Genomic DNA, 16944 nt, shown 5'->3' with positions numbered 1-16944 from the left:
CAGGATTCAGCGGGCTCGCAGCATCACTCCGGGATGATCTTCAGATGCGACGTATCGGGCGCCTCCTGCGACTCGGGCTTTTCCACCTGTCCCATGTCGCTGCCCACCGGGGCCAGGCTCAAACGCGAGAGATCCAGCAGCGGCGCAACAGGCTGAGGCTTGCCGGGCAGCAACTCGACGCCCGCTTCTGCAACCGAGTAGTCCGGCGCATCGACGTCCACAAAAGCCGCCATGTAAGCGTCGCGCGGTTTGATCTGCAAACGCCCCGGACTGACCGAGGTCTTGCGCAACCAGGTCGGTGCGTCGGGCGGCGGCGCCAGTTCGACTTCTTCCATGGGCGGTGGCGTATTCATTTCCAGCACACGCACCAGAGCACCTGCGCGCTCCAGGGTGGCGCGGTATTTTTCTGCGGTTGCGGCGTCGAGATTGTTTTTCAGAACCAGTCGGCGCCCCGAGAACAGGAGGTCCAGACGTTCAGCATCCGCATTGAACAGCTTGCCAAGGTTAGCCCTTACCTTCTCGGGTTGTGCTCCGGCGACGAGTTCAGCGCTGAAGACAATTTCGTAGAGATTCATGGAAGAAGACACCGATATGCACGTCAGTAAAAGTATGGCGTAGCGTGATACAGCGCAATAAGCGCGTTGCCGTTGAACGTCGAGTTGGTAGACTCAGGCGTCAAAGGGAGCACATCCATGTTTTTTCAGGCGCACATTACAAGAATCATAAGCCTTGCGTTGATCCTGTTCGGGCTCGGCGGATGCTCACTCCTGAGTTTTGACCGCACTCAGGAACCGGAAGTGCATTTGCTGAAGGTCCAGGTGGTCAAGGCAAGGCTGACACAGCAGGATTTCAAGCTGTACTTCGAAGTTGAAAACCCCAACGAAGACAGCTTGCTGGTGCGTGGCCTGAAGTACAAGATCACCCTCAATGACGTGGTCCTCGTCGATGACACGTTCAGCGACTGGTTTGTCGTCGACGGTAATAGCCGCAAAACCTTTGTGGTGCCGATTCGCACCAACCTCTGGCGCTACGCACGGTACATCGCTCAACTGCTGAAAAAGCCTGATGAGCCGATCCATTATCGGCTGGACGGCAAGCTCAAGACCGGCATCGTGTTCAGGCACAACGTCCGCATCGGCACATCAGGCGATGTGCTGCCGCACGACCTGATCCAGCGCCGATGATCATTCCGGCTATCCGCCCAGCTTGCCCTTGATCAGTTCCAGAAGAAACTTCCAGATGTCCGCGGCCCACAATGCCCGATTGACGGCACTGATAAGCGCACCGCCGAACGATCCCAGCAGAAACCCCACGCCCGTGGTGTTGCGCGGGTCTGCCACGCCAAGGTAATCACTGGCAATGCCGGTGAGAAACACAGCACAAGCCACACCGGTCACCAGAAAAACCAGCCAGGCACGCCAGTCAAGCAGACCTGCCTTATGCCACCAGCCAGAAATGATCGCACCCACCAGACCGGCTACCAGCCATTCGCCTCGGTCTGCCAAACCATTCAAGATATCCATCGCTTCTGACTCCGTTCAAGAAATACAGCCGTTCACGAACACAGAAAAATTCAGACACTGGGGGACCTGCCGGGAATTGCTGCGGCGTCGGGACCGTTCAAAAATCAAAAAATTAAGCATGCTTAAAAAAACAGGCAAACATATGCCATCAACCCACCGCGCTACCGGGCGAGCATCAGAGGCTTGAGGTCAATTATCGATGTAGCGCTGCCAGCCGATCCTTATCGAACCGTCTGGCTGACGGTCAATCTCGATGCCTTCGGTCTCTTCGATTTCCTGCAGCACCACGTTCCAGCTGTCCAAGGGCTCATCATCACGACGGACGACGATGACCCACTGGGTCTTTTGAACATTCGGCGCGGAGACCAGCCGTTGAATGCGCTTGCCGATCTGTTCGTAGGAAGACCTGCCTGTCGATCCATTATTACTGCCAGCCATGATAGCCTCCGAGGCATAACTGTATATAAATACAGTATTCCAGCTGCATGAACCTCGCAAGCATTTCGTAGGACGTGTCCTGCCGAGCATCTTGGACAAAAATGCCCGCACGCCCTGCCACGCAGGGCTTACAGCCTGCCGGTCATCCTCACGGCCACGCCGATAATGCGACAGTCGGCACCGCACTCGATCATTTTGTACGCCGGGTTCAAGGGCTTCAGGTAGCGTGTGCCACCATCCTCGACCAACTTCTTGAACGTCGCCTCGTTGCTGGCGGGCAGCTTGGCGATGACCAGCCTGCCAGGCTGCACGTCGGCCTCCGTGTCCACCAGAATCAGCATCCCTTCCGGCACGCTGACGCCGGTGGGTGCGGTCATCGAATCGCCCTTGACCTCCAGCCAGAACGCCGGCCCCTTGGAGTCGTAGTCGGAGATTTCATAGCGGTCGGAAAAACCGTCGGGGTAAGGCTGAACCGCCTCTTCCCACGAGCCTGCCGAGACCCAGCTGATCACCGGATAACGGAAGGACATTTTCGGCTGATCGATCAGCGCAACGTTGGCGTCGAAGGCAGGCGCCTTTTCCGGCCCCTCGCCAATCGCCAGCCACTCGGCACGAAAGCCCGTGGCACGAGCCAGTGCGTAAAGGTTTTCCGGCCTCAGGCTCTTGCTTTCTCCGCTGATCCACTGGGTGACGGCAGAGTTGGCCACGCCGCAAAGGGCGGCAATCTCACCTTTCTTCAGGCCACTGGCGGCGATTGCCCTGGCGATGCGTTCCTGTCGGGTCATGGAGTCGGCTCTGCACATGGAATAAAGAACGCTGAAAAACGCTCGACTAAAACTAAGCATACTTAAAAATCGATGCTATGCGAATCCTGATATGGCGATACTGCTTTGCCATGATTTGCGGGATAATGCGCGCCAGTTTTAATTGCGGAGTAAAACCGATGAACCAGCAAGCCCATGTGCATGGCCCCGATTGCGACCATGATCACGATCACCACGACCACCAGCACGGCCATGTACACGGTCCGAACTGCGGTCACGCCCATCAGGAGCCAGTGCGCAATACCCTCAAGGATGTCGGTCGTAACGATCCCTGCCCATGCGGCAGCGACAAGAAATTCAAGAAATGCCACGGCGCGTAAGGCGCGGAGCATTCTGACGACGGCCTGCATTGCAGGCCGTTTTCATTTGAGTGTGCTGCCTGCCTTCAGTTAGGGACCTAAGGCATGTAGCCACTGGCTGCCATGTAGCGCAGAGCGTTGCGAACTAAAGGCGTCTGGTCAGCCTCTGCAAAATCCTGAAATAAACTAGTCCGTGCCGCTTGCGTGCGGCTTGCCTGCTCTCTAACGTAGCGGCTTTTGTACGTTACCCCTCCAGGAGCTTGCCCATGGCCTCGCCAGCCCTTCGTCATTTTCTACCCCGATTCGGCGCTGCCGCCGCTGCGGCGAGCTTCCTGAGCCTTGCCGGCTGCCAGTTGGGCGGCGGCGATCCCGAGACCGTGCTGCCTGTTTCCGGGACGTTCCCGCTCAAAGGGCTGGCGCAGAACGTTTCGGTGCGCCGCAACACGATGGGTATGCCGCTGATAGAAAGCAGCAGCTACCACGATGCGCTGTTCACGCTCGGCTACGTCCATGCCGGTGATCGAATCGGTCAGATGCTCGGCATGCGCCTGCTGGCGCAGGGCCGTTTGTCGGAAATGGCCGGCGCCGAGGCGCTGGACGTCGACCGCCTGATGCGCTCGGTCAACCTCAAGCAGAATGCCAGCGACCTGTACAACGCCGCATCGCCACGCTTGAAACGCTTCTTCGATGTCTATGCGCGCGGCGTGAACGCCTACCTGTTCCGTTATCGCGACAAGCTGCCTGCCGATATCGCCAGTTCGGGCTATAAGCCGGAATACTGGAAGCCGGAAGACTCGGCGCTGATCTTCAGCCTGCTCAACTTCAGCCTGTCGGTCAACCTGCAGGAAGAGCTGTCGGCGCTGGTTCTGGCGCAGAAAGTCAGCGCGGACAAGCTCGCCTGGCTACTGCCGACCTACCCTGACGAAGAATTGCCATTTGCCGAAGCCGACAAGCTCAAGGGCCTGAACCTGAACAATCAGGTCACTGGCCTGAGCGATCTGAACAGGATCGCTCTGCAGCTCTCGGACCTGAACATGCTCGGTGTCGCGGCCTCCAGCAACTGGGCCATCGCGCCACAACGCAGCCGAAACGGCAAGAGCCTGCTGGCCAGTGACATGCAGTTGCCTGCCGGGCTCAATTCTGCCTGGAGCTTCGTGCAGATCCGCGCACCGAAATACCAGGTGTCCGGTGTCACCATCGCCGGTATGCCGCTGGTGCTCAGCGGTTTCAACGGCAAACTGGCGTGGAGCATGAGCAACGTCAAGGGCGACAACCAGGACCTGTTTCTGGAGAAGATCAAGCGCGAAGGCAACCGCGTCTCCTATATGGCTGACGGCAAATGGCTGCCAGCGGCGGCTCATCAGGAAACCTTTCTGGTCAAGGGCGGCAGCCCGCTGCGTGAAACCGTGTACGAAACCCGCCACGGCGCGCTGCTCAACGCCTCTGCAACCCCGCCCGGCAACGGTTTTAGCCTGGCGCTGCAGGTTCCGAACTTCAAGGACGACAAGAGCCTGGATGCGTTCTTCGACCTGTCCCGTGCGCCTAACGTCGAGAAAGCCTTCGATACCAGCCGCGAGATTCGGGCGATCACCCTGAACATGATCTTTGCCGACGCCTCGAACATTGGCTGGCAGGTCACCGGCCGCTTCCCGAACCGCCGTGAAGGCCAGGGCCTGCTGCCTTCGCCGGGTTGGGATGGCAAGTACGATTGGGACGGCTTCGCCGATTCGATGCTCCACCCCTATGATCAGGACCCGCGCCAAGGCTGGCTTGCAGCGGCCAACCAACGCACGATTCCGAAAGGCTACGGCATGCAGCTCTCCAACTCGTGGGGCTACCCGGAGCGCGCCGAGCGGATTGCCGAACTCGCCAACGGCGGCAAGCAGGACCTGCGCAGCACCATCGCCATGCAATACGACCAGACCACGACGTTCGCCGCCAAGCTCAAGACCATGTTCCAGGCGCCGGGCATGAGCAAGCCGCTCAAACAGGCTATTGATGCTCTGCCCGAAGCTGAGCGCAACAAGGCCCGCGAAGCGCTCACGCGCCTGATGGCGTTCGATGGCAAGCTCAGTGCGACTTCGGCTGATGCGGCGCTGTACGAGCTGTTTCTGCAGGAAAGCGCCAAGCAGATTTTCCTTGATGAGTTGGGCCCGGAAACCAGCCCTGCCTGGCAGGCACTGGTGGCCAACGCCAGTTCATCCTACTCGCCACAGGCCGACCACTTGCTGGGTCGCGATGACAGTCCGTTTTGGGATGACGTCAAAACCGCGCAGAAGGAAGATAAACCGGCCATCCTTGCGCGCAGTCTGGCGGCCGCCATCACCAGCGGCGACAGCCTGTTGGGCAGCGATCACAAGGCCTGGCAATGGGGCAAACTGCACCGCGACAACTGGGTCTCGACCAGCCCGTTGGCCAAACAATTGGGTGGCGGCGAGTTCAACCGTGGCGCCACACCAGCGGGGGGTGATCACACGACGCTGAACGTGTCCGGCTTCGAGTGGGGCAAGGGCTTCGACGCCCGCATGGCACCCGGTCTGCGCATGATTGTCGACTTCAGCCTGGTCGAACCGATGACCGGCCTGATCAGTACCGGCCAATCCGGCAACCCGGCCAGCCCGTATTACGCCAACAGCATCGAGCCGTGGCAGAAAGGCCAGTACCAGTCGATTCCGGTGCAACAACAGAACTACGAAAAGGGCTACGGCAAACAGCGCCTGACGCTGACGCCGGGCAAGTAAGTGCCGAAAGGGAGCATGGGCACGAGGGTGTTCTCCAGGACACCTATCGTTCCCACGCTCCAGCGTGGTAATGCCTTTCGTGACGTTCCGCGTCACACAGCGGTTCTGTGGTGTCAGGTGGATTTAGGCTCGACTCAAGTCACCTTTTCGCCCCTCGGCGAGTTACTTTGATGAGGCCAAAGTAACCAACGCCTTTCGCTCCGGTTTCCGGCCCGACTTCGTCGGGTTCCTTCGCCCTGTCACTTACGTCGCACTCGGCGTCGTCTGTGCCATCGCGACAAAAAAGCGCTTTTATGCACGATAGTGTTCTTTTGGACATTTATCGCACCTCACGCTCCGCAGCCCTCACGCAAACTCCCCGAACTTCCAGATCCTTACCGGCTCATAGCTAACAAGCCCATCCATACGGTTGCCCCATGGATCTTGTCGTTGCACGCCCCGAAGGTTTGTACTGCCCACCCGGTGATTTCTACATCGATCCATGGCGTCCTGTCGAACGGGCAGTCATCACTCACGCGCATGGCGACCACGCCCGTACCGGCAACGAGCATTACCTGTCGGCGGCCAGTGGCGAGGGCATTCTGCGTTCGCGCCTCGGGCAGGACATTAATCTGCAGACCCTGGAATACGGCGAAACCATCACCCATCACGGCGTGAAACTGAGCCTGCATCCGGCCGGGCATGTGTTGGGGTCGGCGCAAGTGCGACTGGAATACCAAGGCGAGGTCTGGGTTGCTTCCGGCGATTACAAAGTCGAGCCGGACGGCACGTGTGCGGCCTTCGAACCGGTGCGCTGTCATACCTTTATCACCGAATCGACCTTCGGCCTGCCGATCTATCGCTGGGCACCGCAGGCGCAGATCTTCGAAGGCATCAACCAGTGGTGGCGTGCCAACGCAGCCCAGGGCAAGGCCAGCGTGTTGTTCGCCTATTCGTTCGGCAAGGCCCAGCGCATTCTGCATGGCATCGACGCGCAGATCGGGCCGATTCTGGTCCACGGCGCCGTTGAACCGCTGAACCGTGTGTATCGCGAGGGCGGCATCTACATCCCCGAAACCCAATACGCCGGCGATTTCAAAAAGACCGATCCCGCACTGCGCCAGGCGTTGATTCTCGCCCCGCCTTCGGCAGGCGGCAGCAGCTGGATGAAGCGCTTTGGGGAATACAGCGATGCGTTTGCCAGCGGCTGGATGATGCTGCGCGGTACACGACGCCGGCGCGGTGTGGATCGTGGTTTTGTGCTGTCCGATCACGCCGACTGGCCGGGCCTGCTATGGGCTGTCGAACAGACCGGCGCCGAACGCGTCATGGTGACCCACGGTTCGGTCGGCATACTGGTGCGCTACCTGCGTGAACTGGGCCTGGATGCGCAAGGCTTCAGCACCGAATACGGCGATGAAGAAGACAGCAACCCGGCAACCAGGGAACCCGAGGCGGCAGGCACGGGTGAGGCTCAGTCATGAAAGCTTTCGCTGAACTCTACGCACAACTGGACGCGACTACGTCAAGCAACGCCAAACTTGCCGCCATGCGCGACTACTTCGAAAAGGCGGCAGCAGAGGACGCCGCCTGGGCGGTGTACTTTCTGTCAGGCGGACGTCCACGGCAACTGGTGCCTACTCGTGTGCTGCGCGAGCAGGCAATGACCCTGGCAAATCTGCCGGAATGGCTGTTCGAAGAAAGCTATCAGGCGGTCGGCGACCTGGCGGAAACCCTGTCGCTGTTACTGCCCCAGGCCGACCACAGTAATGACGAAGGTCTGGCCACCTGGATGGAAGACAAGCTGTTGCCATTGCGCGGCCTGCCGCCTGAAGAACTCGCCGAGCGGTTGCCGCTGTTCTGGTCGCAGCTGGACCGCAGCAGCCTGATGGTCTGTATCAAGCTGATCACCGGCAGCTTCCGCGTCGGCGTGTCCAAGCTGCTGGTCACCCGTGCGCTGGCAGCGCTGGCAGACATCGACAGCAAGCGTGTCGCACAACGACTGGTGGGCTACACCGACCTGTCGCACCGACCCAGCGCCGAACGCTATTTGAAGCTGATCGCGCCTGAATCCGAAGATGAGCACGCCCAACGCGGCGGCCAGCCCTACCCGTTTTTTCTCGCCCACTCCCTGCAACAGCCCGCCGATCAGTTCGAGGAGTTGCTCGGTCCGGCGCAGAACTGGCAGGTGGAATGGAAGTGGGACGGTATTCGCGCGCAACTGGTCAAGCGTGACGGACGCTTGTGGATCTGGTCGCGCGGCGAGGAGCTGGTGACCGACCGTTTTCCAGAGTTGCACAGCCTGGTGCAGTGCCTGCCGGACGGCACGGTGATCGATGGCGAAATCGTGGTTTGGAAAGCTCCCGATGCGAACCCCGATGCCGATGCGGAGTTTGCCTTGAACAGCGATGCGCCTGCGGCTGCGCCCTCGGTTCAACCGTTCGCCCTGCTGCAACAGCGCATAGGCCGAAAGACGCTCGGCAAAAAGATTCTTGCCGACGTTCCGGTCGTGGTGCTCGCCTATGACCTGCTGGAGTGGCAAGGCGATGACTGGCGCAGTCGCCCGCAACATGAGCGCCGTGCGCAACTGGAAGCGCTGATCGAAACCTGCCAGAGCGAGGTGCTGATGCCCTCCCCGGTGCTCAGCGGGAAGGATTGGCTCGATCTGGCCACCCAGCGCGAGGCCTCTCGCAGCCTGGGCGTCGAGGGCATGATGCTCAAGGCTCGCGACTCGTTGTATGGGGTCGGTCGCACCAAGGACATGGGGGTGTGGTGGAAATGGAAAATCGATCCGTTCAGTGTCGACGCCGTGCTGATTTACGCGCAACGCGGTCACGGACGACGCGCCAGCCTGTACAGCGACTACACCTTTGCAGTGTGGGACGGCCCGCCCGACGCCAGTGAACGCACCCTGGTGCCGTTCGCCAAGGCCTACTCGGGGCTGACCGATGAAGAAATGCGCAAGGTCGACGCCATCGTTCGCAAGACGACGGTGGAGAAATTCGGGCCGGTCAGCAGCGTCACCCCGACGCTGGTGTTCGAGCTCGGCTTTGAAGGTATCGCGCTGTCGAAGCGCCACAAGAGCGGCATCGCAGTGCGTTTTCCGCGCATGCTGCGCTGGCGGCAGGACAAGCCGGTCGCCGAAGCCGACAGTCTGGCGACGCTGCAGGACCTGCTGAACTAGAGCACCAAAAAGGCGCACTCAAAATACCGCGCACCTTTTTGAGACACCAACGAACGAATCATCCCGTCTCCACGCAGGAAACTTCCCGATTCGTTACCAATCTTCCGCTCTTTCTTACCTGAACAAGCATCTTGTGTCGGACCGGGCGATGAACACCAGCCCTGTAAGCGCGCATGGGCGGCCTATTGCCAGCCGTTTATATGAAATAGCGACAACCCCTTATATTTCAAACGCACGTTCGTTCCTCTGGTTCGGAAATTGCTAACCAATGCCTGTCTGGCACTTGCCGGTAGCACGCTTCGCGTATTCCCAACGCCCCATTTAAGGTTTTAAGGACTGAACAATGAAAAAAGCATGGCTGACTCTTTCTGCACTGGCTCTGTGCATCGCCGCCGGTAACACCATGGCCAAGGAATACAAGGAACTGCGCTTCGGCGTCGATCCATCTTACGCACCGTTCGAGTCCAAAGCGGCCGACGGCAGCCTGGTCGGTTTCGATATCGATCTGGGCAACGCGATCTGCAAAGAGCTGAAAGTCACCTGCAAATGGGTCGAAAGCGACTTCGACGGCATGATCCCTGGCCTCAAGGCACGCAAATTCGACGGCGTCATTTCCTCGATGACCGTGACCCCGGCTCGCGAAAAAGTCATCGACTTCTCCAACGAACTGTTCTCCGGCCCGACCTCGCTGGTGTTCAAGAAAGGTGCAGGCCTGACCGCCGACCCGGCCAGCCTGAAAGGCAAGACCGTGGGCTATGAGCAAGGCACCATCCAGGAAGCCTACGCCAAGGCCGTACTGGACAAGGCTGGTGTATCCACCAAGGCCTATGCCAACCAGGACCAGGTTTACGCCGACCTGACTTCGGGCCGTCTGGACGCTTCTATCCAGGACATGCTGCAGGCCGAACTGGGCTTCCTCAAATCGCCAGCCGGTGCCGACTACGAAGTCAGCAAGCCTGTCGACAGCGAACTGCTGCCGGCCAAAACCGCCATCGGCATTGCCAAGGGCAACAAGGAACTCAAAGCGCTGCTGGATAAAGGCATCAAGGCGATGCACGACGACGGCACCTACGCTGAAATCCAGAAAAAACACTTTGGCGACCTGAATCTCTATAGCGGTAAATAACACCCCGACGCCCATCGATTTCGGCGATGATTCGTCGCCCGATCGGTGGGCGTTTTTGTTGGTAACAAGGCCTATCCATGCTCGATGCACTCATGCAAAACCTGGGACTCTCGGCATTCAGCCTGAAGGGCTTTGGCCCGCTGTTGCTGGAAGGCACCTGGATGACCGTCAAACTGGCTGTGCTGTCGCTTGCTCTGAGCATTCTGCTCGGACTGATCGGGGCCAGCGCCAAACTGTCGAGCTCGGCGCTGCTGCGCGTGCCGGCGCAAATTTACACGACACTGATCCGTGGTGTTCCGGACCTGGTGTTGATGCTGCTGATTTTCTACAGCCTGCAAACCTGGCTCACCATGCTGACCGACGCGATGGAATGGGAATACATCGAGATCAACCCGTTCGGCGCAGGCGTCATCACCCTGGGCTTCATCTATGGTGCGTATTTCACCGAGACGTTTCGCGGCGCGATCCTGTCCGTACCTCGCGGTCAGGTGGAAGCAGCGACAGCCTATGGACTGAAACGCGGCCAGCGCTTTCGTTACGTCGTGTTCCCGCAGATGATGCGTTATGCGCTGCCGGGCATCGGCAACAACTGGCAGGTGCTGCTCAAGGCGACTGCGCTGGTGTCGATCATCGGCCTGGCCGATCTGGTCAAGGCGTCACAGGACGCGGGCAAGAGCACCTATCAGCTGTTCTACTTTCTGGTGCTGGCGGCATTGATCTACCTGCTGATCACCAGCGCCTCGAACTTCGCCCTGCGTTGGGCTGAGCGGTATTACGCCGCAGGCAGCCGGGAGGCACAGCGATGATCGAATTGCTGCAGGAATACTGGAAGCCCTTCCTTTATACAGATGGCGTCAACGTCACCGGCCTGGCGATGACCATGTGGCTGCTCAGCGCCTCCATCGCCATCGGCTTCTGCGTGTCAATCCCGCTGTCGATTGCGCGGGTGTCGAAAAACCGCTGGGTGCGCTGGCCGGTGCAGTTCTACACCTACCTGTTTCGCGGCACGCCCCTCTATATACAGTTGCTGATCTGCTACACCGGTATTTACAGCATTGCTGCGGTGCGTGAACAGCCGATGCTTGATGCGTTCTTTCGCGATGCGATGAACTGCACGATCCTGGCCTTCACTCTGAACACCTGCGCCTACACCACGGAGATCTTTGCCGGGGCGATCCGCAGCATGGCCCACGGCGAAGTCGAAGCGGCCAAGGCCTACGGCCTGACCGGCTGGAAGCTTTACGCTTACGTGATCATGCCGTCGGTGCTGCGCCGTTCGCTGCCGTATTACAGCAACGAAGTGATCCTGATGCTGCACTCGACCACCGTGGCCTTTACCGCCACGGTGCCGGACATCCTGAAAGTAGCGCGGGACGCCAACTCTGCCACTTTCATGACCTTCCAGTCCTTCGGTATCGCCGCCGTCATGTACCTGACCGTGACGTTCATTCTGGTCGGGCTGTTCCGCCTTGCCGAACGCCGCTGGCTGGCCTTTCTCGGCCCGGCCCATTAATCAGGACTGAACATGCGCCACCACACCCATGACTTGCTGTCGCCAGTGCCCGGCACTGGCCGGCAGATCCACAGCTTCCATTACGGTCCGCAAAACGGCACCGGCAAAGTCTATGTCCAGGCGTCGCTGCATGCCGATGAGCTGCCAGGAATGCTGGTGGCCTGGTACCTGAAGCAGCGTCTGGCCGAACTGGAAAATGCCGGGCGCCTGCTGGGCGAAATCGTTGTGGTGCCCGTCGCCAACCCGATCGGTCTGGAACAGGTGCTGATGGACACCCCGCTGGGCCGCTACGAGCTGGAAAGCGGCCAGAATTTCAATCGCTGGTTCAGCGATCTCGGCACTCAGGTCGGTGATGACATTGCAGCCCGACTGACTGCCGACGCAGAGCACAACCGCGCACTGGTCAGGGACAGCCTGCTGGCGGCGCTGAATGCCTTGTCGGCGACCACCCAGTTGCAATCGCTGCGCCTGACCCTGCAGCGCCTGGCCTGCGACGCCGACATCGTGCTGGACCTGCATTGTGATTTCGAGTCGGTCGAGCACCTGTACACCACGCCCGAGGCCTGGCCAAAAGTCGAACCGCTCTCACGCTACCTGGGCGCGCAAGCCAGCCTGCTGGCAACCGACTCAGGCGGGCAGTCGTTCGATGAGTGCTTTACGCTGGTCTGGTGGCAATTGCAGCAACGCTTTGGCGAGCGTTTTCCGATTCCCATGGGCAGCTTTTCAGTGACTCTGGAGCTGCGCGGACAAGGCGATGTGAACCATGCGCTGGCCAGCCGCGACTGTCAGGCGATCATCCATTACCTGATCGACGCTGGCATCATCGACGGCGATCTGCAGCCGCTGCCTGAACTGCTCTACCCCGCTACGCCACTGGCAGCGGTCGAACCGGTGGCTACGCCGGTCGGCGGCCTGCTGGTGTTCTGTGCGATGCCTGGCGAACACGTCGAGGCCGGCCAGCTGATTGCCGAGGTCATCGACCCGATCAGCGACACCGTGACCTGCATCCATGCCCTCAACGCAGGCCTGCTGTATGCGCGTTCGCTGCGCCGCATGGCGACTGCCGGCATGGTCATTGCGCACATCGCCGGCACCCAGGCCTATCGCAGCGGCTATCTACTTTCTCCTTGAGGACCTGTCATGCAAAAACTGACCATCGATGGCCTGCACAAAAGCTATGGCGACAATCACGTGCTCAAAGGCGTATCGCTCAAGGCCAGCAGCGGTGACGTCATCTGCCTGATCGGGGCCAGCGGCTCCGGCAAGAGCACCTTTTTGCGCTGTATCAATTTTCTCGAACAACCCAGTGACGGGGCGATGAGCCTGGATGGCAAGCAAGTGCGCATGGTCAGCGACAAGGACGGCATGCGCGTTGCCGACCCCGATGAGCTGCAGCGTATCCGCACGCGGCTGGCGATGGTGTTTCAGCACTTCAACCTGTGGGCGCACATGACCGTGCTGGAAAACATCACCATGGCGCCGCGCCGGGTCCTGGGCGTGCCCAAGGCCGAAGCCGAGGCGCGCGCGCGCAAATACCTGGAAAAGGTCGGTCTGCCGGAGCGTGTTGCCGATCAGTACCCCGCGTTTCTTTCCGGTGGTCAGCAGCAGCGCGTGGCCATTGCCCGTGCGCTGGCGATGGAGCCGGAAATCATGCTCTTCGACGAACCTACCTCCGCGCTGGACCCGGAGCTGGTCGGTGAGGTGCTGAAAGTCATTCAAGGCCTGGCTGAAGAAGGCCGGACGATGATTCTGGTGACCCACGAAATGGGTTTCGCACGCAAGGTGGCGAGCCAGGTGGTGTTCCTGCACCAGGGCCAGATCGAAGAGTCCGGCCACCCGGACGAAGTACTCAACAATCCGAAAAGCGAGCGTTTGCAGCAGTTCTTGAGCGGCAATCTGAAGTAGCACCGATTGCTGCGTACACACGTCTGCCCCCCCCTCAAATCTCGTTCCCACGCTCCAGCGTGGGAATGGCCTTCATGACGCTGCGCGTTATAAACAGGACGCAGAACGTCCAGAACGGCATGTCGACGCGGAGCATCGGCACGATGGGTAATCCAGGAGCGATCAGCCACATAACCATTTAAAACTATTACCCTTTCTCTGCTGTCTCTGACTTAACGCCACTCAGAGCACACTCAAACGGATGAGCAGACCCACCGATTTCGCTCGACGATGGTTTCTCGCCCGGGGCTGGAAGCCCTTTGCGTTTCAGAAGGAAGTTTGGGCAGCGGTAAAAAACGGCGAGTCCGGATTGCTGCATGCCAGCACCGGCTCGGGTAAGACCTACGCCGTGTGGTTCGCTGCGCTCAACCGCTTCGCCAAAGCCAATACGCTCACCGCTGACAACAAACCCCGCAAACGCAAACCGCCCGCTGAACCGCTGAGTGTCCTATGGATCACGCCCATGCGCGCCTTGGCCGCCGATACCGCCAGAGCCCTTGAGGCCCCGTTGGCTGAACTGGATATCCCGTGGTCAGTCGGCTTGCGCACCGGCGATACCAGCGGCAGCGAACGGGCCCGGCAGAGCCGGCGGCTGCCCTCTGCCCTGATCACCACCCCTGAAAGCCTGACGCTGCTGCTGACCCGTGCCGACGCTCAGGTCGCCTTGTCGACACTGAAGATGGTGGTGGTGGACGAATGGCACGAGCTGATCGGCAACAAGCGTGGCGTGCAGTTGCAACTGGCCCTGGCGCGCCTGAGGCGCTGGAATCCGCAACTGATCGTGTGGGGCATTTCCGCGACGCTGGGCAATCAGCAACACGCGCAGCAGGTGCTGATCGGCGACGGCGGCGTGGCCGTGCAAGGCAAGATCGTCAAGGACTTACAGGTCGATACGCTGTTGCCGCCGTCCATCGAACGCTTCCCGTGGGCCGGGCATATGGGCTTGCGCATGTTGCCGCAGGTCGTTGCCGAGGTGGAAAGCAGCGCGAGCTGTCTGGTGTTCACCAACACTCGGGCACAATCGGAAATCTGGTATCAGGCGCTGCTAGAAGCCCGCCCCGACTGGGCCGGGTTGATTGCCCTGCATCACGGGTCGCTGGCGCGAGAGGTCCGAGACTGGGTCGAGCGCGCGTTGAAAGAAGGCGCACTCAAGGCTGTGGTGTGCACCTCCAGCCTGGACCTGGGCGTGGACTTTCTACCGGTGGAGCGCGTGTTGCAAATCGGCTCACCCAAAGGTGTCGCGCGCCTGATGCAGCGCGCCGGGCGCTCAGGCCACGCGCCGGGTCGCCCCTCGCGCGTAACGCTGGTGCCGACCCACAGCCTGGAGCTGGTCGAAGCCGCTGCCGCTCACGACGCCGTCGAAGCACGGATGATCGAACCCCGCGAATCACCGCTCCAGCCGTTGGACGTGCTGGTCCAACACCTGGTCAGCATCGCTCTGGGCGGTGGTTTCCTGCCTGATGAGCTGCTCGCCGAGGTACGCAGCGCCTGGGCTTACCGGGACCTCAGCGACGAGCAATGGCAATGGGCGCTGGCGTTTGTCCGCAACGGTGGCCACTCGCTGACCGCCTACCCTGATTATCGCCGTGCCGAACCTGACGAGGACGGCGTCTGGCGCGTCCCCGATGCGCGTCTTGCCAGACGTCACCGCATGAGCGTGGGGACCATCGTCAGTGAGGCCACCGTCAACCTGAAATACTGGAAAAAAGGTGGCGGCGGTGGCTCGCTGGGCAGCGTCGAAGAAGGCTTCATCGCCAGACTCAAACCCGGTGACGGCTTTCTGTTCGGCGGACGCTTGCTGGAGCTGGTTCGAGTGGAAAACATGACGGCCTACGTCAAGCGCGCGACCGGCAAAAAAGCCGCCGTGCCACGCTGGAATGGCGGTCGAATGCCGCTGTCCAGCGAACTGGCGGATGCCGTGGTGGAGAAGTTCGATGCCGCTGCACGAGGCGAATTCAACAGCCCGGAAATGCGCGCCATCAAACCCCTGCTGGAAGTACAGCAGCACTGGTCAGGGCTGCCACGACGCGACACATTGCTGGCCGAAACACTCAAATCCCGCGAAGGCTGGCACCTGTTCCTCTACCCGTTCGCCGGCCGACACGTGCACTTGGGACTGGGCAGCCTGCTGGCCTGGCGCCTGAGCCGGCATCGGCCGCTGACCTTTTCCATTGCCGTCAACGACTACGGGCTGGAGTTGCTCAGTGCCAGCGAGATCGACTGGGCGCAAGCGTTGCAGGCTGACCTGTTCAGCGAAACGGATCTGTTAGCCGATATTATCGCCAGCCTGAACGCTGGCGAGCTGGCCCTGCGACGCTTTCGGGAAATCGCGCGCATCTCTGGCCTGGTATTTTCCGGCTACCCTGGCGCGGCCAAGAGCAATCGTCAGCTTCAGGCATCCAGCGGACTGTTCTTCGAGGTCTTCAAGCAGTACGACGCGGACAACATGCTGCTGACCCAGGCCGAACAGGAAGTCCTGCGTCAGGAACTGGACCTGCAGCGTCTGGAACTGACGTTGCGCCAGATCAACAGCCGCACGCTGGACCTGCACGCAATAAAGCGCGCGACCCCGCTGGCCTTTCCATTGCTGGTCGAACGCTTTCGCGAAAGCCTCAGTTCGGAGAAACTTGCCGACCGCATCGCGCGAATGGTCCGCGACCTGGAGAAAGCCGCCGGCCCGGAGACTGAACAATGAACCCGTATCTGGCTGTCACGCTGGCAGGAGAAGAGCTGTGGTTGCTGGCCGACAAGGCCATCTACTACCCCGCCGAACGATCCTTGCTGATTGCCGATGCGCACTTTGGCAAGGCGGCCGCCTATCGCAAGCTCGGCCAGCCGGTGCCGCACGGCACTACACAGGAGAATCTGCGCCGCCTGGACAGCCTTTTGAAGGCCTATCCCTGCGATCATCTGATCTTTCTGGGCGATTTCCTGCACGCGCCGGAATCTCACGCGGTCGGCACGCTGGCGGCGCTGGAACACTGGCGGGCAGAACGCTCGACACTGCGCATCACACTGATCCGCGGCAACCATGACAAACGGGCTGGCGATCCACCCGCTTATCTGGGCATTGATGTGGTCCCCGAGCCCTTGGCACTCGGGCCATTTGCACTGCAGCACGAGCCCGATCCGCACCCTGACCTGCACGTACTGGCCGGGCACGTTCATCCGGTGTATCGGCTACACGGGCGCGGTCGGCAAAGCTTGCGGCTGGCGTGTTTTTACCTGGGCCGGCAAGTCAGCCTGCTGCCAGCCTTCGGCGAATTCACCGGTGGTTTTCAGATTCGTCCCGCGCAGGACAGCACGGTCTATGTGACCGGCGGTGATGCGGTGTGGCGAGTGGCATAACGTAGCCGGTCGCCCTATAAAAAAC

Annotated in this window: 16 protein-coding genes; 12 read left to right on the top strand and 4 right to left on the bottom strand. The window is 60.5% G+C overall.

Annotation, left to right across the window (positions count from 1 at the left end; all coding sequences use genetic code 11):
- Positions 1 to 23 precede the first annotated feature (23 nt).
- Positions 24 to 575, bottom strand: a complete 552-nt coding sequence (locus tag BT119_RS19995) for a hypothetical protein (RefSeq protein WP_054082123.1) — start codon at positions 573 to 575, stop codon at positions 24 to 26.
- A gap of 117 nt (positions 576 to 692) precedes the next feature.
- Here BT119_RS19995 and BT119_RS19990 point away from each other — a divergent pair, with 117 nt between their 5' ends.
- A complete protein-coding gene (locus BT119_RS19990) occupies positions 693 to 1184 on the top strand; it encodes an LEA/WHy family protein (protein ID WP_003363550.1) in 492 nt (163 codons plus the stop codon).
- 9 nt (positions 1185 to 1193) lie between these two features.
- Here BT119_RS19990 and BT119_RS19985 read toward each other — a convergent pair whose 3' ends face one another.
- From BT119_RS19985 to BT119_RS19975, 3 genes are all read right to left on the bottom strand, one after another.
- Complete coding sequence (locus tag BT119_RS19985) at positions 1194 to 1523, bottom strand: hypothetical protein (protein WP_003314406.1); 330 nt, start codon at positions 1521 to 1523, stop codon at positions 1194 to 1196.
- Between the two features lie 189 nt (positions 1524 to 1712).
- A complete protein-coding gene (locus BT119_RS19980) occupies positions 1713 to 1961 on the bottom strand; it encodes a DUF1654 domain-containing protein (RefSeq protein WP_003363552.1) in 249 nt (82 codons plus the stop codon).
- Positions 1962 to 2089: 128 nt separating this feature from the next.
- Positions 2090 to 2746 carry a LexA family protein gene (locus BT119_RS19975; RefSeq protein WP_003431195.1) on the bottom strand — a complete coding sequence of 219 codons (657 nt, stop codon included), beginning with the start codon at positions 2744 to 2746 and terminating at the stop codon, positions 2090 to 2092.
- Positions 2747 to 2904: 158 nt separating this feature from the next.
- Here BT119_RS19975 and BT119_RS19970 point away from each other — a divergent pair, with 158 nt between their 5' ends.
- From BT119_RS19970 to pdeM, 11 genes are all read left to right on the top strand, one after another.
- The gene (locus tag BT119_RS19970) at positions 2905 to 3105 is read left to right on the top strand and encodes an SEC-C metal-binding domain-containing protein (protein ID WP_003431196.1); all 201 of its coding nucleotides are present in this window, start codon (positions 2905 to 2907) and stop codon (positions 3103 to 3105) included.
- 245 nt (positions 3106 to 3350) lie between these two features.
- Complete coding sequence (locus BT119_RS19965) at positions 3351 to 5825, top strand: penicillin acylase family protein (RefSeq protein WP_072366772.1); 2475 nt, start codon at positions 3351 to 3353, stop codon at positions 5823 to 5825.
- A gap of 416 nt (positions 5826 to 6241) precedes the next feature.
- Positions 6242 to 7288 carry a ligase-associated DNA damage response exonuclease gene (locus BT119_RS19955; RefSeq protein ID WP_060708186.1) on the top strand — a complete coding sequence of 349 codons (1047 nt, stop codon included), beginning with the start codon at positions 6242 to 6244 and terminating at the stop codon, positions 7286 to 7288.
- The gene (locus BT119_RS19950) at positions 7285 to 8988 is read left to right on the top strand and encodes an ATP-dependent DNA ligase (RefSeq protein ID WP_003431199.1); all 1704 of its coding nucleotides are present in this window, start codon (positions 7285 to 7287) and stop codon (positions 8986 to 8988) included. Before BT119_RS19955 ends, BT119_RS19950 begins: the two co-directional genes overlap by 4 nt.
- A gap of 343 nt (positions 8989 to 9331) precedes the next feature.
- Positions 9332 to 10114, top strand: coding sequence for a transporter substrate-binding domain-containing protein (locus BT119_RS19945; RefSeq protein WP_003363566.1), 783 nt, complete (start codon positions 9332 to 9334; stop codon positions 10112 to 10114).
- A 77-nt stretch (positions 10115 to 10191) separates the two neighbouring features.
- Positions 10192 to 10920: an ABC transporter permease gene (locus BT119_RS19940; protein WP_003363567.1), complete on the top strand. Its 729-nt coding sequence runs from the start codon at positions 10192 to 10194 to the stop codon at positions 10918 to 10920.
- Complete coding sequence (locus BT119_RS19935; protein WP_003363569.1) at positions 10917 to 11627, top strand: ABC transporter permease; 711 nt, start codon at positions 10917 to 10919, stop codon at positions 11625 to 11627. Before BT119_RS19940 ends, BT119_RS19935 begins: the two co-directional genes overlap by 4 nt.
- 12 nt (positions 11628 to 11639) lie before the next feature.
- The gene (locus BT119_RS19930; RefSeq protein ID WP_072366769.1) at positions 11640 to 12758 is read left to right on the top strand and encodes a succinylglutamate desuccinylase/aspartoacylase family protein; all 1119 of its coding nucleotides are present in this window, start codon (positions 11640 to 11642) and stop codon (positions 12756 to 12758) included.
- Positions 12759 to 12767: 9 nt separating this feature from the next.
- Positions 12768 to 13532, top strand: coding sequence for an ABC transporter ATP-binding protein (locus BT119_RS19925; protein ID WP_003431202.1), 765 nt, complete (start codon positions 12768 to 12770; stop codon positions 13530 to 13532).
- 241 nt (positions 13533 to 13773) lie between these two features.
- A complete protein-coding gene (locus tag BT119_RS19920) occupies positions 13774 to 16266 on the top strand; it encodes a ligase-associated DNA damage response DEXH box helicase (protein WP_072366767.1) in 2493 nt (830 codons plus the stop codon).
- Positions 16263 to 16919 (top strand): ligase-associated DNA damage response endonuclease PdeM, encoded by a 657-nt coding sequence (gene pdeM, locus BT119_RS19915; protein WP_003363575.1) that lies wholly within the window; start codon positions 16263 to 16265, stop codon positions 16917 to 16919. The genes BT119_RS19920 and pdeM overlap by 4 nt, the downstream gene beginning before the upstream one ends.
- Positions 16920 to 16944 lie beyond the last annotated feature (25 nt).

It is taken from the genome of Pseudomonas sp. NFACC10-1 (genome assembly GCF_900119195.1).
In the GTDB taxonomy this organism is placed as follows: Bacteria; Pseudomonadota; Gammaproteobacteria; order Pseudomonadales; family Pseudomonadaceae; genus Aquipseudomonas; species Aquipseudomonas cerasi.
The sequence above is the reverse complement of the archived record's forward strand: the minus strand, read 5'-3'. Positions and strand labels throughout refer to the sequence as shown.